Below are 26,069 nucleotides of genomic sequence, written 5' to 3' on the forward strand. Positions count from 1 at the left end.
AGCGCGGGCCAAGCGGGCGGCGCTCAGGTGAGATCGGCGTGGAGCAGCATCTCGTAGAGCTCCGCCTCGGCCGCGCGCCCCTCGCTCCGCGCCCTCGCGGCGAGCCGCAAGAGCACCTCGCGGCGCCGCGGCGCGAGCTCCTGCCGGACGGCCTCGTCCCCTTCGTCCATGCGCGCCGAGAGCAGGGCGAGGAGATCGAGATCGCGGCCGAGCCGGGCGAGCACGTCGGCGAGCGTCGCCGCCACGCCCTCGTCGGTGGGATCGGCGCGGAGCCGATCGGCCAGCCGCTCGGCCAGGATCTCGTCCTCGAGGCTGAGGCCGTAGGCGAACGGCCCCTGCCCCTCGGCCAGCGTGACGCTGTTCGGGATGGGCGCGCCGAGCTCGGTGGACGTGTCCGCGTTGTCGAGCGTGGGCATCTCCTCGATCAACCCAGGGTCGACCGGCGCTCGGGCGACTCTCGCGGCGACGGCGGGTGGCGGGCCGGCGGGCGCGGTCCGCGCGGCGGCGGGCGCGGCGACAGCGGGTGGCGGGGCAGCGGGCGCGGTCGCCGCGGCGGCGATCACGACCGGCCCGGGCGGGAGCGTGCGCCGGCGCGGCGCGGGGACGTGCACCTCGATCCGCTGCTCGGTCGCGCGGGGCTTCGGGGGCGGGCTCGGCACGGCGACCGCGGAAGGCGCGGCGGGAGGCGCGGCCACGGGCGCGATCTCGGCCGAGAGGCGGCGGAAGGCGGCGAGGATGCCCGGATCGCGCGGCCGCAAGCGCAGGGCGAGGCCGAGGTGGCGCTGCGCGGCGAGGAGATCGCCCCGGGAGCGCTCCTCGATCTCGGCGGCCTCGGCGAGCATGGCCGCGAGCGCGGCGGGGCCGTCGCCGGGCAGCGCTCCCTTCACGCGCGCGGCCCCCGCGTCGTCGGCGCGGCCCTGGAGCGCGAGCTCCACCGCGTCGCGCAGCCGCCCGAGCGCGACCGACGCGCCCCCGAGGTCGCCGAGCGCGGCGCACCAGCGGCCCTCGAGCAGGCGCGCCTCGAGCGCCTCCGGCACGCCGGGCGGGACGGCCCGCACGCGCGCGACAGCCGCCGGGAGATCCCCGGCGATCTCCGCGAGGCCGCGGCCGAGCTCCAGGTCGAGCGCGCAGGCGGACGCCCCGCTGCGCGCGGCGAGCGCGCGCGCACGGGCGAGGAGGTCGAGCGCGCGCCTCCCCTCCCCGGCCGCCCGCAGCGAGCGCGCGAGGCCCGCGACGACATCGGGGCTCTCCGGCGCGTAGCGGAGCGCCCGCTCGAAGAGGGCGCGCGCGTCGGCGGCGTAGCCCCGCGCGAGGTAGGCCTCCGCGGCCCGGCGAAAGACGGCGTGGCGCGCGTCGGCGCCGCGCGCGGAGGCCTCGAGGTGCTCGGCGTCGGCGAGCGCGCCGCGCACGTCCGCGACGTCGAGCCGCGCCTCGAGCCGCGCCCAGCGCAGCGACTCGAGCCCGGGCGCGCGCGCGACGCCGAGGTTCAGCGCGTCGAGGCGCACGTCGGTCGCGTCCGCGAGCCGCGCCGCGCGGAGCCAGGCGAGCCCGGCGAGCGGGCCGTAGGGCTCGGCGTGCGCGGCGCGGGCGAGCGCCGAGAAGGCGCCGTCGCGATCGCCGACCGCCTCGAGGAGCGCGCCGCCGAGGAGGCCGGCGTCCACGGCGGGCATGGCGTCGACGACGGTCGAGAGCGCCCCCTCGGCGCGATCGCCAATGACGAGGTCGATCCAGGCGAGGCGCGCGGAGATCTCGGGGTGCCGCGGGGCGCGCTCCAGCGCGGCGAGGTAGGCGTGGCGCGCCTCGTCGAGCCCGCCCGCGAGCGCGAGCTCGTCGGCGGCGCCCGCGAGCTCGGCCGTCTCGAGCGCCCGGAGCGCGCGGTCGCTCAGCGCGGGCGGCGCCCCGCCGAGCGCGCCCTCGGCGCGGAAGCGGCCCGCCTCGGCGGACACCGCCGCCCACTCCACCTCCGCCACCGCGGGCGCCCTCGCGCCCGCCGCGGGGAGGAGCAGGCGGACGATCCGCTCCACCGCGGCGTCGAGCACGACCGCGCCCTCGACGACGCGCCCGTGCGCGCCCGCGATCATCGAGAGCGCCCGCAGCGCGAGCGCGTGCGGCGGGGTCTCGAGGCCGACGCCGCGGGCGCGCTCCGGCATCAGCCTGAGCGCGCGCTCTCCGGGCGCGATGGCGACGTCGAACGCGAGCGCCGTCTCGCCGGACCGCAGCGCGACGAGGGCGCCGTCCTCGGCCGGCGCGACGAGGAGCTGCGGCGTGCCCTCCCCGAAGAAGCCACGCAGCCGAGGCGCGGCCCAGCCGGCGAGATCGGCCCCCTGCGCCTCGACGGCGAGCCGGGCGAGCTGGCCGCGCCGGTGCCGGAAGCGCGCGACGCCGCCGGAGAGGTCGACGGGGAACCGGATGCCGGCGAGCCGCACGACGAGCTCGGTCACGCGGAGCGGGCCGAGCGCGAACGGCTCGCCGAGCTCGATCGCGAGCGCCCCCTTGCTGACGGCGAGCCGGAGGACAGGACGGTCGTCGGGCGGACGCGGGGCGGCGCCGCCGCCGGGCGCGAGCGCGCGGAGCGACGGCGGAAAGCCCAGCGCGCGCGCCGACCGGCCGCGCCTCTGTCCAGCAGCCATACCCGCCAAGGGTATCAACCCTGCGGCGATTCAGGCGAGTTCGCGGCGATCCGACGTGGATCTGGCGTGAAGATGCGCATCCTGAAGTGCGCGGAAGGAGCGCGGAACGAGCGCGGAACGTGCGCCGAGGAGGCGAGCTTCGCCGGTGGGCCGGTCAGACGTCGCCCTTGGCGAGCTTGTCCTTCATCTTCTGGATGAGCACCGGGAACCCATCCTTCTTGATGATCTTCGTGAACTGCGCGCGGTAGCTCCCCACCAGGCTGACGCCCTCGGTGACGATGTCCCGCACGAGCCAGGTGCCCCCCTTCTCGGAGAGCTTGAAGGCGATCTCGACCGGCTCCTCGCGCGCGTTCTTCTTGGAAACGGCCCTGGTCTTGACCGTCATCACGCCGCCGCTCTCGGTCTCGCCGGTGTACTCGATGTTGAAGTCGAGCGTCTTCTTCAGGTTGCGCTCGTAGGCCTTGCGCACGAGCTGCTTGAGCAGATCGCTGAACTGCTTCTTCTCGGCGTCGGTCCGGGCGGCCCACTCGCTGCCGAGCGAGCTCTCCGCCAGCGCCGAGTAGTCGAGCATCTCGTCGAAGACCGCGCCGACCTTCTTCTGGCTCTCGCCCCCGCCCTTCTTCAGGAGGTCGAACAGGACCGTCTGCTTGGCCTTGACGACGTCGGTCGCCGGCCCGGCGTTCGCGAGGCCCACCTGGCCGAGCGTGAGCGCGAGCAGCGAGAACGTCGCCGCGAAGAGGTGGTTCATCCTGCGTGTCACGTGTGGTTCTCCTTCTCTACCTGCGAGCCGCGAGCGAGCCGCCGGTCGCTTGTACTGCTCGCCCTGTCACTGCGCACCCAGGCAAACAGCCTGCCAGGTCGGACGGGAGCCGCGGCGGCTCGGTGACGTCCTGTCCCTGCTCTCCACGAACGCCGCGAAAAGAGTCAGCAATCCGCCGGCGCGGGTCCGCCTCGAGGGGCAGACGGCGGTCGTCGCGGGCTATTCATGCGCGGAAGCGGGCTCCGCCGCAACCTGCCGCGACGCGTCGGTCGACGGGCGCGAGGGGCGTGAACGGAGCGCCACGCGGCCGGTGTGGCGCGCGCCGAACACGGCAGCGGGCGCCTCGCGTCAGCCCGCGGCGCGCGAGCGCGGGAGGTGCTCGGAGAGCGGCGCGGCCGCCGCGGCGCCCGCGAGGCGCTCCGCCTCTCCCGCCGCGAGCGGCGGGTCGGGGATCTTCACCCGGAACGCGGTGCCCTCGCCCTCGCGGCTGTCCACGTCGATGCCGAAGCCGTGGTCGTCGAGGACCCGCTTCACCACGGCGAGGCCGATGCCCATGCCGTGCGTGCGCGTCGTGAAGAACGCGTCGAAGAGGCGGTCGCGGGCGCCCGCCGGGATGCCGCGCCCCCTGTCGCGGATCTCGAGGAGCCAGGCGCCCGCGTCGCGCCAGAGGCGCACGGTCACGGCCGCGCCCGGCGAGCTCGCCTGGATCGCGTTCCGCACGAGGTTCCAGACGACCTGGCGCATCTGCGCGGCGTCGGCGGTGACGGGCGCGGACGCCGGGCCCTCGAAGCGGACCTCGACGTCGCCGCCGCGGCCCGAGCGCCCCGCGAGCACGACGACGTCGCGGGCCGTCGCCGCGAGGTCCACGGCCTCGAGCGCCGGCACCCGCGGGCGCGACAGGTCGAGCATGTCGCCCACGAGGTCGTTCAGGCGCGCCGTCTCGCGCTCGATGATCTCGCAGAGCTTCCTGTCCTCGTCCGAGAGCGTCCCGCCCGTGCGCAAGAGCTCGATGGAGCCCGCGATGGAGCCGAGCGGGTTGCGGATCTCGTGGGCCAGCCCCGCGGCGAGGCGGCCGAGCGCCGCGAGCCGCTCCGCCTGCTCCGCGCGCGCCGTGGCCTGCACGAGCCGGCCGCCGGTCGCGCGCAGCCGCTCGGCCAGGTAGCTCGCGAGCAGCGTGACCACCATGATCGCGAGCAGGTTGACGAACATCGGGTACCGGAGCTCGCCCCACTGCGTCACGTACGCGCCGGAGGGCTGGTCCGGCGGCACGCCGACGAGGTGCAGCCCGAGCGCGGCGCACAGGAGCAGGTACGCGGATGCGCCCGACGCCGCCGCGACGATCGCGCCGGGGAGCCCGAGCAGGATCGCCCCCGTGAGGCAGGTGAGGCCGTAGAGCGACGTGGCGCCGCTCGTGGCCCCGCCGGTGATGTACACGAGCGCGGTCCAGGTGATCTGGTCCGTCACGAGCTGCGCCCGGGCGATCGCGCGGAGGGCCCGGTTCATGCGCAGGAACACCGCGTAGATCCCGGAGACGCCGTACGCCGCGGCGACCGTCACGAGCGCGACGATGCTGGAGAAGCTCCCGGGGGTGAAGCCTCCGAGGTACACCGCCGCGGTCACGACGAGGAAGACCGTGAGCACCGCGAGGCGAAGCGCGATGAGCCAGGTGAGCCGGCTCGCGAGCGGCGTTTCGGCGCCCCCGGGTGCGCCGCGCGGGAGAGGCGTCGCGACCGGCGAGGCCGGGGGCGGCCCCGCCTCGGCGCGGTCCACGTCGGCGCGGTCCACGTCGGCGCGGTCCACGTCGGCGCGGTCCACGTCGGCGCGGTTCGGCGGCGCGCCGGCCCCGCCGCCCGGGCTCGCCGGGGGGGCCGCGGGCGAGATCACTCCGCCTTGACCTTGCCGGCGAGATCGAAGATCGGCAGGTACATCGAGATGAGCACGACGCCGACCATGCCGCCGACGACGACCATGAGCAGCGGCTCGAGCAGCGACGTCAGCGCGGAGACGGCGACGTCGACCTCCTCCTCGTAGAAGTCGGCGATCTTGTTCAGCATCGTGTCGAGCGCGCCGGTCTGCTCGCCGACCGCGACCATCTGCACGACCATGCCGGGGAAGACCTGCATCTCGCCCAGCGGCTCGGCCATGTTCTTCCCCTCGGAGATCTTCTGGCGCGAGTACATGAGCCCCTCCTCCACGACGACGTTGCCGGCCGTCTTCGCGACGATGTCGAGCGCGTCGAGGATGGGGACGCCGGAGCCGAGCAGCGTGCCGAGCGTGCGCGAGAAGCGCGCGACGGCGATCTTCTGCATGACCGGGCCGATGATCGGCAGCTTGAGCAGGACGCGGTGCACCATCCGCTTGCCGGCCGGCGAGCGGTAGAAGTAGACCCCGCCGACGACGCCCGCCACCGTCAGCACGATGGTGAGCGGGAGGTAGGTCACGAACGCCTTCGACGCCGCGATGACGATCTTCGTGAGCTGCGGGAGCGCGTCCTTCGCCCCGAACTCCGCGAACATCGTCTCGAACGACGGGATGACGAACGACATCAGCACGACCATGACGACGATCATGATGATGATGACGGCGATCGGATACGCGAGCGCGCCGCGCACCTGGCGCGCGAGCTTCACGCGCTTCTCGATGTAGATCGCGAGCCGGTTCAGGATGCTGTCGAGGATGCCGCCGACCTCGCCGGCCTGGACGAGGTTCACGAACAGGTCGTCGAAGATCTTCGGGTGGCGCCGGAGCGCGTCGCTGAACGTGGCGCCCTGCTCGACCGTGTTCTTGATGTCGCGCAGCGCCGCCTGGAAGATCTTGTTCGGCTCCTGGTTCGACAGGATCTCGAGGCACTGCACCAGCGGGAGGCCCGCGTCGATCATCGTCGCGAACTGGCGGATGAACTTGACGAGGTCCTTGGGCTCGACCCCGGAGCCGAAGCTCAGGTTGAAGCTGAGCTGGGCGCCCTTCTTCTTGACCCGGGTCGGGTTGAGCTGCTGGGCGCGGAGCCGGTTCTGCACCGCCGCCTCGTTCTCGGCCTCCATGGTGCCCTTCCGGATCTCTCCGGTGCGGCCGCGCGCCTCCCAAACGAACTCCGCCATAGTGCTCCCGGTCTTCTCCCTGGTCACGACGGGCCGAGCCGACGCGCCGGGGCGGCCCCGCCTCGGGGAACGCCAGGATAAAGTTGCGGGAGGGCCAGGGTCAAAGACGGTGGGTCGTTCTCCGATCCAGCGGGGGGGCGGTGGTGTCACGTAGGCGGCGGAACGCGGAACGAGCGTGATCCGAACCGCACGCGCCGGCGGGGGTCTCCGCGCGGTGGGGGCGGGTGGGCGCTCGGCCATCCGCCAAGACCGGAGCGGGGGAGCTTGCGCCGAGAACACCGCCCGGCATGTCTCCCTTCGGGCCATGCCAGCTGGGACGTTTCGTCGCGCGCCACACAAGGCGCGCCTGAGACGTGACGCCCCCTGACACCCGATGGCACCTCGGTCGGTGCTCGCCGCACCCCACCCGCCCCCACCGCGCGGAGACCCCCGCCGGCGCTCACCTGGAACCGCCGGGAGCCTGGATCCAGAGACGGAACCGCCGGGGACCTGGATCCAGAGACGGAACCGCCGGGGGCCTGGATCCAGAGACGCTAGCCGCGACCGCGCTCCGCGACGTAACGCACCGCCCCGTGCACCTCGCGGAGGAGCGCGCCCTGACGGCGCTCGACACGCATGAGCTCCTGGTGGCCCTCCCACGGGCCGACCGGCGCGACCAGGACGCTCCCGTCGGCGAGCTGGTCCTCGAGCGCGGCAGGCGGCGCGGTCAGCGCGTACGTCACCGCGACCTTCCAGGGCCGCTCCGACGGCAGCGTCCGACCGACAGCGAGCACGCGCTCCGCGAGCGAGCGGCCGTCGCCGCACAGCAGCGTGACGCTCGCGCCCTCGTGAGACGGGCCAGCGCCGCTGCACGCGAGCGCCTCGTCGTCGCCCCGGGGATCCGGCCGCGCGCCGAGCAGCCGCGCCGCGCGCACGTGCAGGGCAGGGTCGATCTCGATCGAGGTGACATGGCCGGTCGGGCCGAGGATGCGCCGCGCGAGCGCCGCGCCGTAGCCAGTGCCCGTGCCGAGCTCGAGGAGACGATCGCCAGGCGCGAGCCCGAGCAGGCTGTACGTGAGCAGGTACGCGTGCGGCGCGCTCACGGTCGCGTGCCCGGCACGATCGAGCGGCAACGGCGTGTCGTCCGCAGAAGCCGCGAGGTCCTCCGGCAAGACGAAGCGCTCGCGCGGGACGAGCAGGATGGCGTCGAGGTAGTGCGCGGGGAAATCGAAGCGGCGCGCGAGCTCGACCACCAGCGGCGCGCGGGCGACGCGCCCGGCCTCGGCGAGATCGACGTCGTGCGCGATGACCGCATCGAGCTGCTCGGGGACCGGCGCCCAGCGATCGGGCCGGCGGTCGTCGTACCTCACCGCAAGCGCGGCGAGCGACGCAACAGCAGCGCGTGGTTCGGTGCTCGTGGGGGAAGGCACGGCGAGATCCTGAAGCAGGACCGCCCGCGCCGCTCGATCTTTCGGGGATCGTTCCGCGTTTCTGCAGGCCCCATCTGGCCCCCACCCGAGGCCGTTTGACAGGGGCGCACCGGCCTTTTCATCTTCGGGCATGACCCTCGTCGATCTCACGCCGGTCGCGAAGCTCGTGATCGAAGAACATCGCGCCGCGCCCTGCGCATGCGTCGCCGCAGCCGTGCGAACCCGAGATAACGTCCGGTACGGATTCGGAGCCGCGGGGCGCCTGTGGTTCGAGGACAGCCCGCCGGCGGGCGCGCACGGCGCCGCGCCGCCCGCGGCGGCGGCCGAGGCGATCTTCGATCTCGCGTCGGTGACGAAGCCGTTCACCGCGCTCGCGCTCGCCCGGCTCGCCCGCGCCGGCACGCTGAGGCTCGACGAGACGCTCGCGCAGGTGCTGCCCGAGCTCGCGGACACACGCTCCGCACGCGCGCCGATCGAGCTGCTCGCCGCGCACCGCGCCGGGCTCGAGGCGCACCGCGTGCTCCATCCGCCCGGCGACAGCGCGCCGATCGATCCGCTCGGCGCGCTGCTCGCCTGCGCGGACGGGCGCCGCGAGGCGTGCGCGGGCGAGCCACCGGACGGCGGGTTCCCGCCCGTCTACAGCGACCTCGGCTACGTGCTCCTCGGCGCGGCGCTCGCGCGGCGCGGCGCGGCCGAGCTCGACGAGATCGTGGCGCGCGAGGTGACAGGGCCCCTCGGGCTCGGCGTCGCGACGGCCCGCGCGCACAGGCGCCGCGATCCGCGGTTCGACGAGCGCGTCGTCCCCACGGAGGACGTCGCGTTCCGCGGGGGCGTGATCCGCGGCGCGGTACACGACGACAACGCCTGGACGATCGCGCGCGACGGGATGGCCGGGCACGCTGGCCTCTTCGGAGACGCGATGTCGGTGGCGCGGCTCGGGGTCGCGCTGCTCGAGGCGCTGGCGGACGAGCGCCCGGAGTGGCTCTCGCGCGACGAGCTCTGGCCGCTCGTCGCGCCGCGGCCGGGCGGGTCGCTGCGCGCCGGGTTCGACGGCAAGAGCGGCGAGAAGCCGAGCTCCGGCGCCCGCTTCGGCCCGCGGACCTTCGGCCACCTCGGGTTCACCGGGACGAGCCTCTGGATCGATCCGGACGCGGGGCTCGTCGGCGTGCTGCTGACGAACCGGGTACACCCGACGCGCGCCTCCGACGCGATCCGTCGCGCGCGGCCCGCGGCCTACGACGCGATCGCAGAGGCCATGGCGCAGGCGCGATGAGCGATGGCGCGCCGCATCGAGCCCGCGTTTTCGTGGGCCGGCGCCGACCGATGCTAGGCTGCCGCGGTGTCACACGGCGCCGCCCCCGAAGAGCTGGGCTCGTCCTCCGGGCTGCCTCGCTCGCCCGCCGAGCCCGCGCGCGCGCCCGGCGAGCTGCGCGCCGGCGCGATCCAGCGCGCGCCGAACATCGCGGACGGCGCGCCGGGGCCGCTCGATGGCTCCGGCGCCGCCCTGCCGATGACGGCGCCGCCAGGGCCGCTCGCGGGCGCCGGCGCCGCCCCGCCGGCCGCAGCGCCGCCCGGTCTCCTCGCGGGCGCCGGCGCCGCCCCGCCGGTCCCTGTGGCCGGCGCGGCGCGGCCGCCCCGGAGCCCCGCTGGCAAGCCGCGCTCGCTCCGGCAGAACGCCGCGCAGAGCGGCCGCTTCATCCGCGCCTACCTCACGACGTTCACCGTCATCGCGAGCTACCTCTGGTTCTTCTTCCTGCGCCGCCTCTTCGGCGAGACGTGGGCGCAGAGCCGCGTCGACGAGGTCCACGCGAGGAACGCGCGCCGCATCGAGCGCACGATCGTCGAGCTCCAGGGGCTCTTCATCAAGGTCGGCCAGATGCTCAGCATCATGGCGAACTTCCTCCCCGCGACGCTGCGCGCGGGGCTCGAGGGGCTGCAGGACCAGGTGCCGCCGCGCCCCTACGAGGAGATCGAGGCGCGCATCGCCGACGAGCTCGGGCGCCCGATCGAGCAGGTCTTCGCCCGCTTCAACACGGAGCCGCTCGCGAGCGCGTCGCTCGGCCAGGTGCACGAGGCGTGGCTCATGGACGGCACGCACGTGGCCGTGAAGGTGCAGCACCGCGACATCGACGAGATCGTCCGCCTCGACCTGCGCACCATCCGCCGGATCATGGCGATCGTCGCGAAGTTCGTCCCCATCCAGGGGCTCGACGCCTACCACCACCAGATCCGCTCGATGATCCTGGAGGAGCTCGACTTCGTGCGCGAGGCCAGGAACATCACGCGCATCGCCGACAACTTCGCGAAGCAGCCGCAGGTCCGGTTCCCCCGGCCCATCGAGCCCTACTGCACGCGCCGGGTGATGACGACCACGTTCGTCGAGGGGATCAAGGTGGGCGACGTCGCGGCCCTCGACGCGCACGGCGTCGACCGCAAGGCGCTCGCGCGGCACATCGTGCAGGTCTTCTGCCAGCAGATCTTCGTCGACGGCATCTACCACGCGGATCCGCACCCGGGGAACATGCTGGTCGGGCCGGGCGGGGAGCTCATCCTGCTCGACTTCGGCGCGGTCGCCGAGCTCTCCCAGGAGATGCGCGAGGGCATCCCCGAGTTCCTCGAGGCCGTGATCCGCCGCGACACCGAGGGGATCATCAAGGCGCTGCGCAAGATGCGCTTCCTGTCGCGGCGCGACACCGTCGACATCAGCGAGCGGGTCGTCGAGTTCTTCCACCAGCGCTTCCAGGACGAGGTGAAGCTCGAGTCCTTCAACCTGAAGGACATCAAGCTCGATCCGCAGAAGGGCATCGAGAGCCTGATCGACCTCAGGCGCATGAACATCGGCCTGAAGGAGCTCTCCGGCGCGTTCCACGTGCCGCGCGACTTCGTGCTCCTCGAGCGCACCCTGCTGCTGCTCACCGGGGTGTGCACGCAGCTCGATCCGGACCTCAACCCGATGGATGTCGTGCGCCCCTACCTGCAGGACTTCGTCCTCGGCAGCCGCGACTGGGCCCAGATCGCGCTCGAGGCCGCGAAGGACATGGGGATCAAGGCGCTGACGATCCCGGACGACCTGCGCAAGTACCTCACGCGCGCCAACCGCGGCGAGGCCGAGGTGAAGGTCCGCGGCCTCGCCCAGGCCGCGTCGCTCGTCTACACCGGGGTGCGCCAGCTCATCTACGCGGCGCTCGCGATCGCCGCGGGCTTCGCGGGGCTAGAGCTCTACCTGGCTGGCCACGCGGCCCTCGCGCGCTATTGCCTCTACGGCGCCGCGGCGGCCGGGGCGCTGCTCGCCGGGAGCCTCTTGTTCACGAACCGAGGGTGACGACACGCCATGAGCTCGATCGATCTGTCGAAGTACGAGGCCGACGTCGCGGCCGCCGAGGCCGAAATCGCGCGGATCAGGGAGGAGAACGCGAGGCTCGCCGAGGCGTACCGCGACGATCCGACGGAGGACACGCACGAGGTGCTCCGCCGCGGCGCCGCGTCGCTCGCCGCCGCGCGCGACCGCTGCGACGCGGCGCGCGTGGCGCTGAAGCTCGCGCAGAAGAGCGGCTCGCCGCACGGGCTGCTCGCGCAGGGCGGGGTCGTCGCGGGCTCGGTGGCCGTCGCGATCCCCCCCGGCACCCCGAGCGGCGCGCGGGCCCGTCTCGTCGAGGAGGCGCTCTCGGCGGAGCTCACGGAGGCGGCGCGCGAGCTCGGCGTCGTGCTCGCCGCCCCGGCGGAGCGCTACACGCGGGAGCGCCCGGGGCGCGACGCGGAGGGGCGCACCATCCTGGATGTCTCCGGGCACGTGGAGGGCGACGTGCTGATGCCCGCCGTGACCCGGGGGGCCAAGAACGCGCGCAGGGGCTGAGCGCGCGGCGCTCACGCCTTGAGCGCCGCGACGATGGCCGCTGCGCGCTCTTCGACCCGCGCGCGCAGCAGGGCGAAGCGGGCGTCGGACCGGGCGCGATCGAGCACCGCGCAGCGCTGCATCCAGAGGGCGTCGAAGAGCCCCGCCTCCACCGCGCCGGCGAGCGCGGGGAAGAGCGCGTCGTCGTCGCCGATGTGGGCGAGGATCTCGGCGTACATCTGGAGGAAGAGCGGGCGCAGGCGGCTGCCCGGCTCGGAGCTGTCCGCCTTCGCGCGCAGGAACGCCCGCTGCTCGTCCGACAGCCGCGACGTCGCGAGCACGTCGCGGTAGATGCGCGCGTACTGGATCGGGATGGTCTCCATCGCGAGCGGCAGGTCGTCGATGGGGAACGCCTTGTTGCGCCACAGCCCGAAGCGAGCGCGCATGATCGCCTTGTGGAAGCGGCTCGACGGGTCGTCGGCCGGGAGGTCGAGCAGCGCGCCGGCCCCCGTCCAGTCGCCGAGCAGGGCGCGGCCGCGCGCGAGCTCCCAGCGCGGGAACAGCTCGCTCGGATCGAGCGCCAGCGCCGTGTCGAGCCGGAAGACCGCCTCGTCGACGAGCCCCGCCTCGAGGAGGATGCGGCCGAGCAGCTCGTGCGCCTTGGCCAGGCTCGGCGCGCACTGGAGCGCCTTGCGCAGCGCGGGGACGGCGGCGACCGGGTCGCACGCGCTGAACCGGACCGTCGCGAGGCCCACCCACGGCTCGCCGAGCGAGGGGGCCAGCGCGATCGCGCGCTCCGCGGCCTGCTGCGCCTTGGCGAGCTGCGCCCTGCCGTCGCCCCGCGCGGCCATCAGCCGCGCCGACGCGATCGCGTAGCCGGAGAGGATGTTCGGGTCGTTCGGGGAGAACGACAGCGCCTCCTCGAAGAGCGTCACCGCGGGCGCGGCGTCGCCGTACCAGAGGTGCCGCAGCTGGTGGCGCGCGCGCAGGTAGAGGTCGATCGCGCGCGGGTCGCTCGGCGCCTCGCGGTCGCGGCTGGCGACGTCGACGGTGAGCGCCTCGGCGATGGCGGCCGCCGCGTCGTCGCTCACCGTGAGCAGCGCCTCGGGCGAGCTGTCGAACCGCTTCGCCCAGAGCTGGAACCCGTCCTCGACGCTGATGACGCGCACGGTCATGCGCAAGCCGCCGGGCGGGAGGCGCGACCCCGGCCGCGAGTACGGCGCGTGCGGCTGCGAGCGCGGCGCGGGGGGCTGCGAGCGCGGCCCGTCCTGGCCGTAGCCGCCGCCGGCGCGGCGGATCGACCCCTCGACGACGACCTGCACGCCGAGCTCGCGGCCGACGTCCCGGGGGTCGCGGCCGTCGAGCCGCACCCGGGACACGGCGGCGCACGGCCGGACCTTGAGGCCGGCGGTCATCGACAGCGTGTCGGTGAGGTCCTCGGTGAAGCCGTCGGCGAGGTACTCGTCGTCCGGCGCGCCGACGTTGCGGAACGGGAGCACGGCGACCGTCTTCAGCGCGGGCGAGGTCGCGGACGTCGGCGTGGGCACCGGCGTGGGCGCCGCCAGCGTGGGCGACATGAGCCGCTGCTGCGGCGCGGTGATCGCCTCGGGCGCCGCGGCGACGCGGGTCGGGTTCTGCTCGATCGGCTGCGGCGCCGTCGGCGCGGAGTTGGCGGCGGACGCGGCGATGACCGAGAAGAGGGACTGCGCCGGCTGCGGGGCGATCGACACGCGCGAGCGCGCGAGCAGGAGCGCGCGGTGGGCCTCGGCCGCGCTCGCGTAGCGCTCCTCGCGCCGCAACGCCATGCACTTCAGGACGACGTCCGCGATCGCGAGCGGCACGTCCGGGCGGACGGTGCGCGGGTCGGGCGGCGGCGACTTCAGCCTGGCCATGGCGGCCGCGATCGCGCCGGCGCCCGGCCACGCGCGCCGGTGCGTCAGGCACTCGAAGAGGATCATGCCGAGCGCGTAGATGTCGGTGCGCGCGTCGATGTCGGGCTCGCCCGTCAGCTGCTCCGGCGACATGTACGCGGGCGAACCGAGCACGAAGCCCGCCGACTCGCCGGCGCTCGACCCGGAAGCGGTGCGGGCGATGCCGAAATCGGTGATGACGACCCGCCCGCCCCGGTCGAGGAGCACGTTCTCGGGCTTGAGGTCGCGGTGCACGATGCCCGCCGCGTGCGCGGCGCTGAGCCCGTCGCAGAGCGCGCAGCCGATGCCGATGACCTGCTGCGCCGGCATCGGGCCGGTCCGCGCGAGGACGTTGTGCAGCGACTCGCCCTCGACGCACTCCATCGTGAGGAACTTCTCGCCGTCGTGGTCGCCGAAGTCGAACGTCCGCGCGACGTTCCTGTGCGTCACGCGGCGCGCGAGCTTCACCTCCTGCCGGAAGCGCTCGATCATCCCGACGGACTCTGCGAGATCACGCCGGAGCATCTTGAGGGCGACCACCTCGTCGAGCTCCACGTCGCGGACGCGGTACACGCTGCCCATGCCGCCGGTGCCGAGCAGGCCGAGGATCTCGTAGCGCCCCGCGATGCGCTGAGGCGCCGCGACGAAGCCGGACCCCTGGCTCTCGCTGCGAGGCTCCGCGCGGGGCGTCGGCTCGGAGGCCGTGAATCGCCTGTCGCTCACGCGCTCAGTCTACTCACGCCCAAGGGTAGAAGTCAGCGCGAGCGAGCCGCTGGACAGAAAACCTTGGACTCACCGAGTCCAGCTCACCTCGACACACCTTCTTCCTGCTTCCGCTCCCGGCGGCGGTCCGTTATATGTACGTCCCCCGCCGGTGGACGAATGCAGCATCGCACCAAGCATGAGCCGTCGTCCTCGCTGCTGGAGGTCAGCCTCGACCCGGGCGAGGCGCTGCTCGCCGAGGCGGGCGCGATGGTGGCCCGCTCGCCGAGCCTGCGCACCGAGGTCCGGCTGAACGCGGGGCGCGGGGCCGGGTTCCTCGGGCGGCTCAAGGCGCTCGTCGTCGCGCTGCTCCGGAAGTTCGCGGGCGGCGAGACGTTCTTCGTGAACCACATCTCCGCGCCGGAGGGCGGGTGGGTGTGGCTCGCCCCGCCGCTCAGCGGCCGGGTCAAGCACGTCGCCCTCCAGGGAGAGACGATGCTCTTCAGCACCGGCTCGTACCTCGCGAGCGCGGGCGACATCGACGTCAAGGTGCGCTGGGGTGGGCTGCGCGCCGTCCTCGCGCGAGAGGGCATCTTCTTCATCGAGGCCTCCGGCGTCGGCGATCTCTGGATCACGAGCTATGGCGCGATCGAGGAGATCCCGTGCGACGGCTCGCTCGTCGTGGACAGCGGGCACCTCGTCGGGTTCGACGCGTCTCTCGCGCTCAAGATCAGGAGCCCTGGGGGCGGGCTCATGGGCCTCGTCGTCTCCGGCGAAGGCGTCGTGTGCGAGTTCACCGGCCGCGGGCGCGTGCTGATCCAGTCGCGCAGCGCCGGCGCGCTCGTGGGCTGGCTCGCGCCGCTGCTCCCGCCCTGAGCGAACGAGCGAAGAAGAAGAAGAAGAAGAAGAAGAAGAAGAAGACAGACAGACAAGCGTCCGATGCAGGTGAATCTCCTCTACCGTCCCTCGCAGGCCCTCGCGCAGTGCTGGCTCGGCCCTGGCGAGCGCGTGATCGCCGAGAGCGGCGCGCTCGTGGGCATGTCGACGAACGTGCGCGTGGAGACCCAGTCGGGCGGCATCATGTCGGGCCTGAAGCGGATGCTCGCCGGAGAGTCGTTCTACCGGAACGCCTTCGCGGCGGAGGGCGGGCCCGGAGAGGTGCTGTTCGCGACACCGCTCTCCGGGGACATGGCCGTGCTCGAGGTGGGTGACAGGCAATGGTGCGTCCAGAGCAGCGCCTATGTCGCCTCCAGCCCCGACGTCGAGGTGAAGACGCGCTCGGGCGGCCTGCGCGGCTTCTTCTCGGGAGCGGGGCTCTTCGCCCTGGAGACGGCGGGGCAGGGCCAGATGATCATCGGCGCCTTCGGCGCGCTCGAGGAGCTCCCGGTGAAAGGCCACGTCATCATCGACACGGGCCACCTCGCAGCGTGGGAGTCGACCCTCTCGTGCCGGATCGGCAAGAACACGTCGACGTGGCTCGGCACGTGGCTCTCGGGCGAGGGCCTCGTCTGCCACGTGGAGGGCAGCGGCAGCCTGTGGGTGCAGTCGCGCAACGCCGGGCGGTACGGCGCGGCGATCGGCGCGCGGCTCGCGCCGCGGCAACCTTGAGGAGCGGGGGACGGCGTGCGCGACGAGATCCGAGACAACCCCGAGTTCGGCGTGCTCCACGTGACGTTCGAGCACCCCGGCGAGCAGATCATCGCCGAGAGCGGCGCGATGGTCGCGCGCGACACGGCCATCGACATGAAGACCAGCCTGCAGGGCGGGCTCGCCAGCGCGCTCAAGCGCAGGCTGACGGCCGGAGAGAGCCTCTTCCAGAACACCTTCACGGCCACGGCGCCGATGCAGTCGATGCGGCTCGCCCCCGCCCCCGAGGGATCGATCGAGCGCATCATCCTGCGCTCGGGGATGGAGGCCTTCCTCCAGTCGGGCGCCTACCTCGCGTCCACGCCCGGCATCACGCTCGACACGAAGTGGCAGGGGGCGAGGGGCTTCTTCGCCGGCGGCCTGTCGCTGCTGCGCGCGTATGGCGAGGGCCTGATCTGGTTCTCGAGCTACGGCGGTATCCACACGATCGACGTCGGCCGCGAGCACCAGGGATATATCTGCGACAACACACACCTGCTCGCGTTCACCGAGGGCCTGCGCTATCAGGTGCGCAAGCTGGCCGGCCTGAAGGGCCTGTTCCTGTCGGGCGAGGGGCTCGTCTGCGAGTTCCAGGGGCACGGCAGGCTCTGGCTGCAGACCCGCAACCCGGGGTCGCTCTCGGCGTTCCTCCACCCGTTCCGACCCGTGGGCGGAGGCCATTGACATGCGCCGAGAAACCCGCGGTCAGGGGCGGAATGCGCGGGTGCGGGTCTTCCGCCGCGGCTGCGCGCGGGCTCGCAGCGCCTCTAGCCGCGCAGCCGGCCGGCTGCGCGCGGCGCGCCTCGTCCAGCCGGCCGGCTGCTGCGGGCGGCGCGCCTCGCCCGGCCCGCGGGCGGCGCGCCTCGTCCAGCGCGCGGAGCACGCGGCGCGCGGGGCTGGGCGCGTCCAGCCGCCGGCGCGAGCAGCCTGGCCCGCCCGGTGCTTGCCGCGCGCGCCCGCGCGCCCCGCGGCGGCGACCGCGTGGTCCCGGCCGCCCGGCAGAGGCTGGTGCGCCGTCGTTGCCTTCCCGGAGGCGGACTCGCTAAAGTAGTCGGGCCTCGCTGAGGAGGCTCGCACGGCGAGCGGTGGGTGCCACGGACCCACAGGGGGCTCGCGGGGCGAGCCCGGCTCCGCCTGAATGCCCCGAACCCGCTATGTGGAAGCTGACGATCGAGGATGACGAGGGGAAACAGACGGGGCTTCCCCTCGCCCATGAGGAGTATGCGCTCGGACGCGGAGAGTCGAACTCGATCCGGCTGACCGATCGCAACGTCTCGCGCCGTCACGCGACGCTGGCCAAGAACGGCCAGGGCTGGGTCATCCGGGATCTCGAGAGCTACAACGGCACGTACGTCAACGGGTCGCGGGTCACCGGCGAGCAGCACCTGCGCCACGGCGACCTCGTGCAGCTCGGCGACTACCGGATCGAGATCGTCGATGAGGCGCTCTCGTCCGCCGTGACGAGCCCGACGCCGCCGCCCGGCAGCCGCAGCACGGCGCACCTGCCGCTCCACACCCGCCCCAACCGGCTCGTCATGGTCGTCGGCCCGACCCCGGGCGCGGAGTTCCCGCTCGACGGCGAGCGCTTCACGGTCGGGCGCTCCGAGGACGCGACGATCTCGATCAACCACAGCTCCGTGAGCCGCCTGCACGCGGAGCTGATCAGCCTCGGCAACGGTCGCTACGAGGTCGTCGACAAGCAGAGCGCCAACGGCGTGCGCATCAACGGCGTCGAGCTCAAGCGAGGCCTGCTCGAGGCTGGCGACGCGCTCGAGCTCGGCGACGTGCGGCTCCGCTTCGTCGCCGCGGGCAAGATCTTTCGCGCCGGACCGGACGGCACGCCGGGCGTGGCGCCGGCGCCGGGGTCCTACGCGAGCGTGGCCCCTGCCGTGCAGTCGTCCAGCGGGATGGGCGGGGCGAGCAAGGCGATGGGGATCCTCCTCGCCGTCGCCGTGATCCTCGCGATCGCCGTGGTCGCGATCACCCGCGCCCGCTCGAGCGGGCCGCCGGTGCTCCAGCCGGACGCGCGGCCCGCCGCGCCGGAGCTGGGCGGCAACGACGTGCAGATCCTCGACGGGGCGCAGGAGCGCCTCCAGGCAGGGGACATCGACGCCGCGCACCGCCGGCTGCAGGAGGTCGGCGAGACGGCGCCGATCCGCGAGACGCAGCGCTTCAAGGACGTCGAGAAGCAGATCGAGGAGCGCTGGGCGGAGGGGATGTTCCAGCGGGTGGAGCGGGCCGAGTCGAAGACCGAGAAGCTCGCGCTGCTCAACGAGATCGCCAAGACGACGAGCGTCCCGGCGGCGCTCCGCGAGAAGGTGGCCGAGCTGCGGCGGCAGGTCGACCCCGAGGCGCCGCCCGAGCCAGAGCACACGGCGCAGGGCGGCACGACGTCGTTCTGGCCCCCGCCGCCCGCGGCGACGCCCTCGGCGTCGGCCTCGGCGCCGAAGGCCGCGGACTCGAGCGCGACGCAGGCGAACGCGCCGCTCGACTCGAGCTCGTACCCGGCGCAGAGGAAGGCGCTCGAGCCGAAGGTGTGGGGCGGGCGCGCGTCGGCCAGCGAGATCAAGCTGCTGCGCGCGATCTGCATCCACCAGGGCGACGCGAGCTGCCGCGACAGGGCGAGCGCGGCCCTGGACAAGCTGGAGAAGCGCACCCCGTAGCGGAGCGGCCTCCCGCCGCCGCAGCGCTCCCCTCCCCTCTCCGCCCGCGTCGATGACACCCTCCCGCAGCACCAGCGCACCCGAGCCGCGCCCCAGCGCACCCGAGCCGCCCGCTCACGAGGCGCCCGCCCACGAGGCGCCCTCGAGCGGCGGGCGCGATCGTGCTCCGGAGGGCCGCGGCGCTGACGCGGCGCCGGCGAGCTCGCCGCCGCGGAACGGGCTCACCTCGTCCGCGGCCCGGGCGATGGTGACGCTCGCGCTGCTCGTGCTCGTGCCGTACGCGCACCCGAGCCTGTGGCGGCTGCGGCTGCTCTCGCCCCTGCCCGAGGGCAAGGGGCTCGTCGTGGTCCCGGCGCCGGCGCCCTCGGCGTCGGTCGGCGAGACGGCGCTCGTCATGGAGACCACCGAGCAGGCCGAGCTGCGCCAGCCCGAGGAGGTCGCGCTGCCGGCCGCGGCCGCCGAGCTCATGCCGGCAGCGGTCGCGTCGGAGGGCAAGCCGCCGCGCTCGATCGAGGACCCGAGCGGCACGGCGATGACGCCGTTCTTCCGCGCGCTCGCCGCGGTGGAGCGCAAGGCGCCGGGGTCGATCGCGCGCGTCACCTACTTCGGCGATTCCATCGTGGCGAGCGACTTCGTGACGGCGACGCTGCGGCGCAAGCTGCAGAAGCGCTTCGGCGACGCGGGCCACGGCTTCATGCTGATGGCGAACGCCTGGCCGGGATATTTCCACAACGATGTGGTCCGCTTCGCCGGCCCCGGCTGGCAGGTGAGCCGCGTCGTCGGCCCGTTCGCCAAGGACGGGCTCTACGGGCTCGGCGGCGTGTCGTTCCGGTCGCAGGGCGCGGGGGTGTTCTCGCGCTTCGGCACCGCGGAGAGTGGGAGCTACGGGCGCGCCGTCTCGCGGTTCGCCGTCGACTACCTGAAGCACCCCGAGGGCGGGCGGATGGAGGTCAAGATCGACGGCGAGACCCGCGAGATGATCGACACGCGGGCCGACGCGGCCGCCTCGGCGATCGCGACCTACGAGGTCCCCGACGGCCCGCACGCGCTCGAGGTGCGCGCGCACGGCCCGGGGGTGCGCGCGTTCGGCGTCTGGATGGAGCGGGACACGCCCGGGGTGGTGCTCGACGCGATCGGCATCCAGGGCTGCCGCATCCGCTTCCTCGACAAGAGCGACGACGCGCACTTCGCCGAGCAGCTGCGCGCGCGGAGCCCGTCGCTCACGGTGTTCCAGTACGGCATGAACGAGAGCGAGGACGGCGAGCTGTTCCCGCTCGACCAGGTCGAGTCGACGATGAAGGCGGTGCTCGACCAGGTGCGGGCGGCGCTGCCCGAGTCGTCGTGCCTGCTCGTGGGCCCGATGGACCGCGCCGACAAAAAGGGCGAGGTCTACCGCAGCCGCCCGGTGATCCCGAAGCTCGCGGCGATCCAGCGCCGGGTGGCCGGGCAGGTCGGCTGCGGCTACTTCGACACGTTCGGCGCGATGGGCGGCTCCGGCTCGATGGGGATCTGGGTGCAGCGCGGGCTCGGCGGCGCGGATCTCGCGCACCCGTCGGGCGCGGGGGCCGAGGTCATCGGCCGCTGGCTGTACCTGGCCTTGATGGAGGCCTACGAGGGCTGGAAGGCGAGCGCGGCCCGGCCCTGATGCGGCCTGGCGCCAGAGCACCGCTCGACTCGAAACGCCCGGGAATGAAGAGATTCGAACCACAGAGGCACAGAGGGCACAGAGTTTTTTGTTGTTCCTCTGTGCCCTCTGTGCCTCTGTGGTTCATTTTCTCGGGTTGTAGACCGGTTCGGTGTCCTAGGCGGCCTTCAGCTCCTCGGCCTTCTCCTCGTCCGCGGTGCGCCGCCGGTGCTCCCGGGCGATGCCGATCACGACGCCGAGCCACACGAGCGCGAGCGCGATGTTGATCATCGCGAAGTGGCGGATGGAGAGCGCGAGCACCTGGCCGGCGATCACCGCGATGGCGGCGAGCACGTCGCCCGCGCGGACGACGAAGGTGTCGATCGCCGCCTTGGCGCTGTACTTGGCGTCGCGGCCGACCGGCAGGAAGAGCGCCTGCCGCGCCGTGTTCTGGACCGAGTAATCGGTGCTGTTCTCGGCGATCTTCGCGACGCGCACGACGGCGAGCGCCGGCAGGACGGCGAGGGACGAGTAGCCGAGCAGGGCGATGGTCGGGAGGATGAACAGCGCGAACCGCACGCCGAGGTACTTGAAGATGCGGGAGACCAGGAAGAGCTGCACGAGGACGCCGAAGGTGTTGACCCAGTAGAAGAAGTCTCCCTTGAACGTCCCGATGACCGCGCCGAGCGCCGCCTTTTTCCCCTTCTCCGTGTGCGGGTGGACGAGCCCCTTCTCGGCGCCCTCGACGACCTTGCCGCCTGCCTCGACGTCGAAAGCGCCGCCCTTGACGGCGGTGATCTTCCCCTCGAGCAGGCGCGAGGCCTGCGGATCGACGAGGTAGACCGGCGCGCCCGCCGCGAGCGGCGCGTCCGGCGCCGCGGAGGCCGGCGCCGCGGAGGCCGGCGCTGGCTCGCCGCCGGCGCTGCCGCCCGGCTCGCCGGGGGCGCCGCCCGGCTCGCGGCCAGCGCCGCCGCCCGGCTCGCCGGGGGCGCCGGCGGCTGGCTCGCCGGGGGCGTTGCCGCCCTGATCGAGCGCGCTCGTCGCGGACTCGATCAGGGTGCGATCGAGGATGTACTCGCCGGTCGAGTTCACCCAGTTGAGGACGAGCGTCAGGCCGGCGATGAGGAGGAGGTAGCGGTCGCCCGCGATGATCTTGAAACCGCCCGACGCGCCGCCGGGCGGGGCGTCGGCGGCGGCCTTCTCGCCGCCCGGGCTCGCGAGGTCGTTGCGGTGGACGAGGTACGTGAGCCACAGGCAGACGAGCAGCACGCCCGCCGCCACCAGCATCATGTTGTAGGGGCCGATTGGCACGTAGACGCGCTTCGCGATCTGCGCGCCGAGCATGGCCCCGAGCGAGCTCCCGATACCGACGATGGCGAAGAGCCGCTTGCCCTGCTCGGGCGAGTAGACGTCGTTGGCGAACGACCAGAACTGCGCGATGACGGTGAGGTTGAAGCAGCCCACCCACAGGTAGAACGGCACCCCGAGCGGGACGCCGAGGCGCGCGAGGAGGAAGAAGAGGACCAGGTTCCCGGCGAAGAAGAGCGTCAGCGCGGTGGTGAGCTGCATGCGGCCGAAGCGCCTGGCCATGGCTCCATAGGCCCGGACCACGCCCACGAGGAGCAGCGCCTGGCCCGCGGCCGCGTAGGCCTTCACCTCGGGGCCGTCGAGGTCGAGCTTCTGGCCGCCGATCTCGAGCCCGCCGCCCGCGAGGATCAGCGGCTCGCGCACGACCTTGAGCAGGTAATAGCCGGTGAGGAGGAGAAAGACGTTCAGCGTCAGGACGAGGACGCTGAAGACCTCGCGCGGCTTCACCTCGGCGAAGATCGACAGGAGCCGGTGAAGCACCCCTCGGGATTGTGTCTCGGTCTCGCCTGTGCTTGCCACGCCTCGCTCCATCCCGGGATGACCGCCGATCAGGCGGCACCGGAACAGGACCGATGCCCGACAGGACCGATGCCCGAGCGCGGGAGGCTATCGAGCCTGCTCCCGGCCGGCAACCTCCGTCGCGGCGCTGGCGTGTGAAGCGCCGTACACGGCTCCGACCCGCGCGGCGCAGACAAACGTCGTACGGGTCGGGAACTCCGCTATGCTCCCGCGCGCGGCGACGGGTTCGCGTGCGAGAGACGAGGCGGATTGGGCACCAGAGAGAAGGGATGGACGCGCGCGCTCGGCACGGTGAGGCGGCGGCGCGCGGCCGCGCTCGCGAGCTTCGCCCTGCTGTCCGTGTGCGCCGAGGCGCTGGCCGCGCCGCAGGCAGGGGCCGCTGCGCCGCAGGCGGGAACCGCGGCCCCGCAGGCCGGCGCCGCTGCGCCGCAGGCCGACACCGCGACGCCGCAGGCGGGCGCTGATCCGCGCGGGCCCGCGACGTCACCTGCCGCCGCGACACCACTGCAGAGCCCGGCGGATCCGCCGGCAGCTGCTCGAGTGGCGGCCTCATCCGCGTCGCCCGCGCGGCCCCCCGCGGCGGCGCAGGCGCCGAGCGCGAGGCGCCCCTTGCCGGACTACGATGGTCGCCCGGACGAGGGGACGAGCGCCGGCGACGTGCTGCTCTGGGTGCCGCGCGTCGTGTTCTATCCCGCCTACCTCGTCAGCGAGTACCTCGTCCGGCGGCCGCTCGGCTACCTCACCGTCGCCGCGGAGCAGGGCGAGTGGATCGAGGACCTCAAGGACATCTTCACGTTCGGGCCGAACGACAACATTGGCATCGTCCCGACGGCGCTCTTCGACTTCGGCTTTCGCGCGAGCGTCGGCGTCTACTTCTTCTATGATGACCTGTTCTTCCCCGGAAACGAGTTTCGCCTCCACGCGGCGACCGGCGGGCACGACTGGCTGAGGCTCACGATCGCCGACCGCATTCCGCTCGACGGGCGCGCGTATGTGAAGCTCCGCGGCGAGGCGGACACCCGGCCAGACTGGCTGTTCGCCGGGATCGGGCCGAGGACCCTGGAGCGCGACTCCGCCCGCTACCGCGCCCGGAGCCTCCAGGGGAGCTTGACGCTCCACGCCGATTTCGACGCGTTCAGCTTCGTCGAGGCGTACACCGGCGCGAAGACCGTCGAGTTCGACGATGTGTGCTGTGAGCCGACGGTCGGCTGGCGCGTCGCGAACGGCCGTTATCCGCTGCCCCCCGCGTTCGACACGGGGTTCACCGCCTACCGGATCGGGGCCCACGCGGCGCTCGACTCGCGGCGGCCGCGCCCTGCCCGCGGCCACGGCGTCCGGATGGAGCTGTTCGGCGAGCACGCCGCCGACCTGGAGCGACCGCTGGAGAGCCGGTGGGTCCGCTACGGCGGCTCGCTGGGCGGGTTCGTCGACCTCACCGGGCACGACCGCATCGTGAGCCTCGCCCTCTGGGCGTCCTTCGCCGACCCGCTCGGCGTCGCGGAGGTCCCCTTCACCGAGCTCGCCCCGCTCGGCGGCGACCTTCCGATGCGGGGTTTCCGCGAGGGGCGCCTCCGCGGGCGGAGCGCCGCCGCTGCCACCCTCGAGTACCGTTACCCGATCTGGGCGTTCGTCGACGGCACGGTGCAGGTGGCCGCGGGCAACGTCTTCAGCGAGCACCTCCGCGACTTCGAGCTCGACCTGCTCCGCATGTCGTTCGTGCTCGGCCTGCGCACGAGCAGCTCGCGCGACCACTCGTTCGACCTCCTTGTCGGCACGGCGACCGAGACCTTCGAGCAGGGCGCCCGCCCGGAGGATCTGCGCTTCATGATCGGCGCCAGCCGCGGGTTCTGAGCGCCCTCGCTGCCGGCGGCGCTGGGGGAGAGGGCGGGCCCGCGGGCTGTGAACCAGGTTCCTTGTGGTTCATGAAGAAGGATTGAACCACAGAGGCACAGAGGGCACAGAGGGGAGAGAAGAGGGAGAGAAAGCTTCTTGACCTCTGTGCCTCTGTGCCTCTGTGGTTCAATCTCTCCTTCCCGATGTCGCGGCGGGACCGCTCTGTGGTTCAATCTCTCCTTCCCGATGTCGCGGCGGGACCGCTTCGGGCGCTGCCGGCGAAGAGCGGCGGCGCGGCGGTCGCGGTCAACCGGGCGGGTCGGCGTCTTCGGGGCGCTCGATGCCGACGAGCTTGTAGCCGCGGCGCGGGCCGAGGTCGTAGAGGTGGGCGCGCAGCGGACCGGGCGCGTGCCCGTTCACCACGTCGACGATGGCGTAGCGGGAGGGCGCGTCGTCGGGCGCGCCGCCGTCCGGCGCGATGTGCGGGAGCGACAGGCACACGCGGCCGTCCGGCGACGGGCGCACCGCCGGCCGCGCGCGCAGGGCGAGCGCCTCGCCGGCGTACATCGCGGCCGCGTGCCGGAGGTCCTGCGGGCGCGCGACGCCGGTGCGCCGCGCGAGGTCGACGCCGCACAGCTCCGCCGGCGCGGCCAGGGCGACGTCGGCGATCGGCGAAAGGCGCGTGAGGTACCGCGCCATGATCGCGCGCTTCCGCTGGATGAGCTTGTCCACGAGGAACGTCGTGTGCCGCGGCGCGGTGAAGTCGCCGGTCCGCACCGCCGCCTCGATGAGCTCCGGCGTGAAGCGCGCGAGCGCCCGGGCGGCCCAGGCCCCGTCGAGCTCGGTCATCCGCGCGAAGGCCGGGTTGGGGTAGCCGCCGCGCCATGCCTCCGGCCGGAAGTCGCGATCGCTGAAGAAGCCGAAGATATCGCCCTGCGCGTCGTGCCGCGCCCGGTCCCACGGCCGCTCGGGGATGCCGAGCGTGATGAAGTCGAGCAGCACGTACTCGGTGTCGAAGTAATACGCGTGCCCGAGGCGCTTCGAGATGTCCTCCCACTCCCACTCGCTCCCGAAGCAGTCGCCGAGATCGATGTAGTAGTGGCGCACGTGGCCCGGCGAGGCGTCCTTGTCCTTCTCGTCCTGGGCGAGCCAGACATCCATCGAGTTCTGCTCGCGCGAGTCGAAGTGGTTGAGCCACGCGGCGAGCAGGCGCCCGCCGCGCAGGTCGCGCCGGTCCTCGTGCGGGATGACGTCGTTCGGGTCGTCGTCCCGGATCCCCTCGTACCTGAACGGGCCGATCGCGCGGCCCGGCAGCCAGCGCGAGGCGACCATGCGCACCCGGTCGCCGCGCTTCGCGGCCTTCGCGAGCACGCCGTCGAGCGCCGCCTGGTCGAACGGCCTGCTGACGCCGCTGTTGTCGGTCACGGTGAGCCCGGGCGAGAGCTTCAGGACCGACGGCTTCAGGTAGACCACGGAGTCGCAGGGCGCCCAGAACCCGGCCGCGTGGTAGAGGCGCGCCGCGATCGCCGTCGCGCCGGTGGCCCGCTCGGGCTGGTCCTGGGGGTCGGCCTTGAGCATGAACTTGCCGACGCCCTCGACCTTGACGCGGAAGCCGGGGTTCGCGCCGTTCGGCTTGCCCATGTCGATGACCCAGGACCCGTCCGGCGCCTCGGGATCCAGCGTCTTGTCGCCGCACGGCCCGCGCACGAGCTCCTCGGCGGAGATCGGCTTCCTGCCGATCCGGTTCGTGAACCAGCTCGAGTCCGGCACCTCGTCGAGGCTGTTGACGTTGACCGCCTCCCCGCCTGGCTCCACGGCGAAGAACCGCGACACCGGCCGGAACACGAGGTTGTCGGCGGCGTCCCACGCGAACGAGGACTCGTACTCCTCGGGCGTGCAGAGCCGGTGCTGCGGGTCGTCCTTGGGCGCCTCGGGGTCGGGCCGGCAGGGCAGCGAGACGAGGTTCAGGTCGGCGTCGCGCCAGACCGGATCGCGCAGGGGGAACCGGCGCACGTCGCTGCTGCAGCCCGCGCTGAGCAGGGCGAGCAGCGGGAGCGAGCCGGTGAGCAGCGCCTTGAGCATCGGCGCGCGATGG

At 73.5% G+C, this 26,069-nt stretch carries 17 protein-coding genes; 9 read left to right on the forward strand and 8 right to left on the reverse strand.

Going from position 1 to position 26,069, the window contains the following annotated elements; genetic code table 11:
* Positions 1-23: 23 nt before the first annotated feature.
* The 5 genes from WME85_RS37945 to WME85_RS37965 all read right to left on the reverse strand — a co-directional run bounded on the left by WME85_RS37945 (position 24) and on the right by WME85_RS37965 (position 7,897).
* A complete protein-coding gene (locus WME85_RS37945; RefSeq protein WP_437828019.1) occupies positions 24-2,630 on the reverse strand; it encodes a tetratricopeptide repeat protein in 2,607 nt (868 codons plus the stop codon).
* 154 nt (positions 2,631-2,784) lie between these two features.
* Positions 2,785-3,390: an MlaC/ttg2D family ABC transporter substrate-binding protein gene (locus tag WME85_RS37950; RefSeq protein ID WP_437303969.1), complete on the reverse strand. Its 606-nt coding sequence runs from the start codon at positions 3,388-3,390 to the stop codon at positions 2,785-2,787.
* Between the two features lie 348 nt (positions 3,391-3,738).
* Entirely contained in the window at positions 3,739-5,274 is a 1,536-nt protein-coding gene (locus WME85_RS37955; RefSeq protein ID WP_437828021.1) for a sensor histidine kinase, read from the reverse strand.
* Positions 5,271-6,488, reverse strand: coding sequence for a type II secretion system F family protein (locus WME85_RS37960; protein ID WP_437828024.1), 1,218 nt, complete (start codon positions 6,486-6,488; stop codon positions 5,271-5,273). Before WME85_RS37960 ends, WME85_RS37955 begins: the two co-directional genes overlap by 4 nt.
* A 533-nt stretch (positions 6,489-7,021) precedes the next feature.
* Positions 7,022-7,897, reverse strand: coding sequence for a protein-L-isoaspartate O-methyltransferase family protein (locus tag WME85_RS37965; RefSeq protein ID WP_437828026.1), 876 nt, complete (start codon positions 7,895-7,897; stop codon positions 7,022-7,024).
* Between the two features lie 214 nt (positions 7,898-8,111).
* Between WME85_RS37965 and WME85_RS37970 the strand changes: the two genes are divergently transcribed.
* The 3 genes from WME85_RS37970 (at position 8,112) to WME85_RS37980 (ending at position 11,750) form a co-directional block, all read left to right on the forward strand.
* Entirely contained in the window at positions 8,112-9,170 is a 1,059-nt protein-coding gene (locus WME85_RS37970; RefSeq protein ID WP_437828029.1) for a serine hydrolase domain-containing protein, read from the forward strand.
* Between the two features lie 66 nt (positions 9,171-9,236).
* A complete protein-coding gene (locus WME85_RS37975; protein ID WP_437828030.1) occupies positions 9,237-11,219 on the forward strand; it encodes an ABC1 kinase family protein in 1,983 nt (660 codons plus the stop codon).
* Between the two features lie 9 nt (positions 11,220-11,228).
* Complete coding sequence (locus WME85_RS37980; protein ID WP_437828032.1) at positions 11,229-11,750, forward strand: hypothetical protein; 522 nt, start codon at positions 11,229-11,231, stop codon at positions 11,748-11,750.
* Positions 11,751-11,761: 11 nt separating this feature from the next.
* Here the strand turns inward: WME85_RS37980 and WME85_RS37985 are convergent, their stop codons facing one another.
* Complete coding sequence (locus tag WME85_RS37985; RefSeq protein ID WP_437828034.1) at positions 11,762-14,362, reverse strand: protein kinase domain-containing protein; 2,601 nt, start codon at positions 14,360-14,362, stop codon at positions 11,762-11,764.
* 159 nt (positions 14,363-14,521) lie between these two features.
* On the opposite strand from WME85_RS37985, the gene WME85_RS37990 reads away from it, so the two are divergent.
* The 5 genes from WME85_RS37990 (at position 14,522) to WME85_RS38010 (ending at position 20,275) form a co-directional block, all read left to right on the forward strand.
* Positions 14,522-15,217 carry an AIM24 family protein gene (locus WME85_RS37990; protein WP_437303977.1) on the forward strand — a complete coding sequence of 232 codons (696 nt, stop codon included), beginning with the start codon at positions 14,522-14,524 and terminating at the stop codon, positions 15,215-15,217.
* Between the two features lie 63 nt (positions 15,218-15,280).
* Positions 15,281-15,949: a TIGR00266 family protein gene (locus tag WME85_RS37995; RefSeq protein WP_437303978.1), complete on the forward strand. Its 669-nt coding sequence runs from the start codon at positions 15,281-15,283 to the stop codon at positions 15,947-15,949.
* A 15-nt stretch (positions 15,950-15,964) separates the two neighbouring features.
* On the forward strand, positions 15,965-16,651 hold the full coding sequence (locus tag WME85_RS38000) for a TIGR00266 family protein (RefSeq protein WP_437828038.1): 687 nt from the start codon (positions 15,965-15,967) through the stop codon (positions 16,649-16,651).
* A gap of 470 nt (positions 16,652-17,121) precedes the next feature.
* Entirely contained in the window at positions 17,122-18,630 is a 1,509-nt protein-coding gene (locus WME85_RS38005; protein ID WP_437828041.1) for an FHA domain-containing protein, read from the forward strand.
* Positions 18,631-18,682: 52 nt separating this feature from the next.
* Positions 18,683-20,275 (forward strand): GDSL-type esterase/lipase family protein, encoded by a 1,593-nt coding sequence (locus WME85_RS38010; RefSeq protein WP_437828043.1) that lies wholly within the window; start codon positions 18,683-18,685, stop codon positions 20,273-20,275.
* 156 nt (positions 20,276-20,431) lie between these two features.
* Here WME85_RS38010 and WME85_RS38015 read toward each other — a convergent pair whose 3' ends face one another.
* Positions 20,432-22,102 carry an NTP/NDP exchange transporter gene (locus WME85_RS38015; RefSeq protein ID WP_437828046.1) on the reverse strand — a complete coding sequence of 557 codons (1,671 nt, stop codon included), beginning with the start codon at positions 22,100-22,102 and terminating at the stop codon, positions 20,432-20,434.
* Positions 22,103-22,390: 288 nt separating this feature from the next.
* On the opposite strand from WME85_RS38015, the gene WME85_RS38020 reads away from it, so the two are divergent.
* Positions 22,391-23,992 (forward strand): BamA/TamA family outer membrane protein, encoded by a 1,602-nt coding sequence (locus tag WME85_RS38020; protein ID WP_437828049.1) that lies wholly within the window; start codon positions 22,391-22,393, stop codon positions 23,990-23,992.
* Between the two features lie 288 nt (positions 23,993-24,280).
* On the opposite strand, the gene WME85_RS38025 is transcribed toward WME85_RS38020, so the two are convergent.
* Positions 24,281-26,056: a hypothetical protein gene (locus WME85_RS38025; protein WP_437828051.1), complete on the reverse strand. Its 1,776-nt coding sequence runs from the start codon at positions 26,054-26,056 to the stop codon at positions 24,281-24,283.
* Between the last annotated feature and the right edge of the window lie 13 nt (positions 26,057-26,069).

This window comes from Sorangium sp. So ce1153, from assembly GCF_051521595.1.
Classification (GTDB): domain Bacteria; phylum Myxococcota_A; class Polyangia; order Polyangiales; family Polyangiaceae; genus Sorangium.

Excerpts from the sequence above, each read along its gene's own strand:
- WME85_RS37945 (WP_437828019.1), bottom strand. The coding sequence starts at position 2,630 with ATGGCTGCTGGACAGAGGCGCGGCCGGTCGGCGCGCGCGCTGGGCTTT.
- WME85_RS37960 (WP_437828024.1), bottom strand. The coding sequence starts at position 6,488 with ATGGCGGAGTTCGTTTGGGAGGCGCGCGGCCGCACCGGAGAGATCCGG.
- WME85_RS37980 (WP_437828032.1), top strand. The coding sequence starts at position 11,229 with ATGAGCTCGATCGATCTGTCGAAGTACGAGGCCGACGTCGCGGCCGCC.
- WME85_RS37990 (WP_437303977.1), top strand. The coding sequence starts at position 14,522 with ATGCAGCATCGCACCAAGCATGAGCCGTCGTCCTCGCTGCTGGAGGTC.
- WME85_RS37995 (WP_437303978.1), top strand. The coding sequence starts at position 15,281 with ATGCAGGTGAATCTCCTCTACCGTCCCTCGCAGGCCCTCGCGCAGTGC.
- WME85_RS38005 (WP_437828041.1), top strand. The coding sequence starts at position 17,122 with ATGTGGAAGCTGACGATCGAGGATGACGAGGGGAAACAGACGGGGCTT.
- WME85_RS38010 (WP_437828043.1), top strand. The coding sequence starts at position 18,683 with ATGACACCCTCCCGCAGCACCAGCGCACCCGAGCCGCGCCCCAGCGCA.
- WME85_RS38025 (WP_437828051.1), bottom strand. The coding sequence starts at position 26,056 with ATGCTCAAGGCGCTGCTCACCGGCTCGCTCCCGCTGCTCGCCCTGCTC.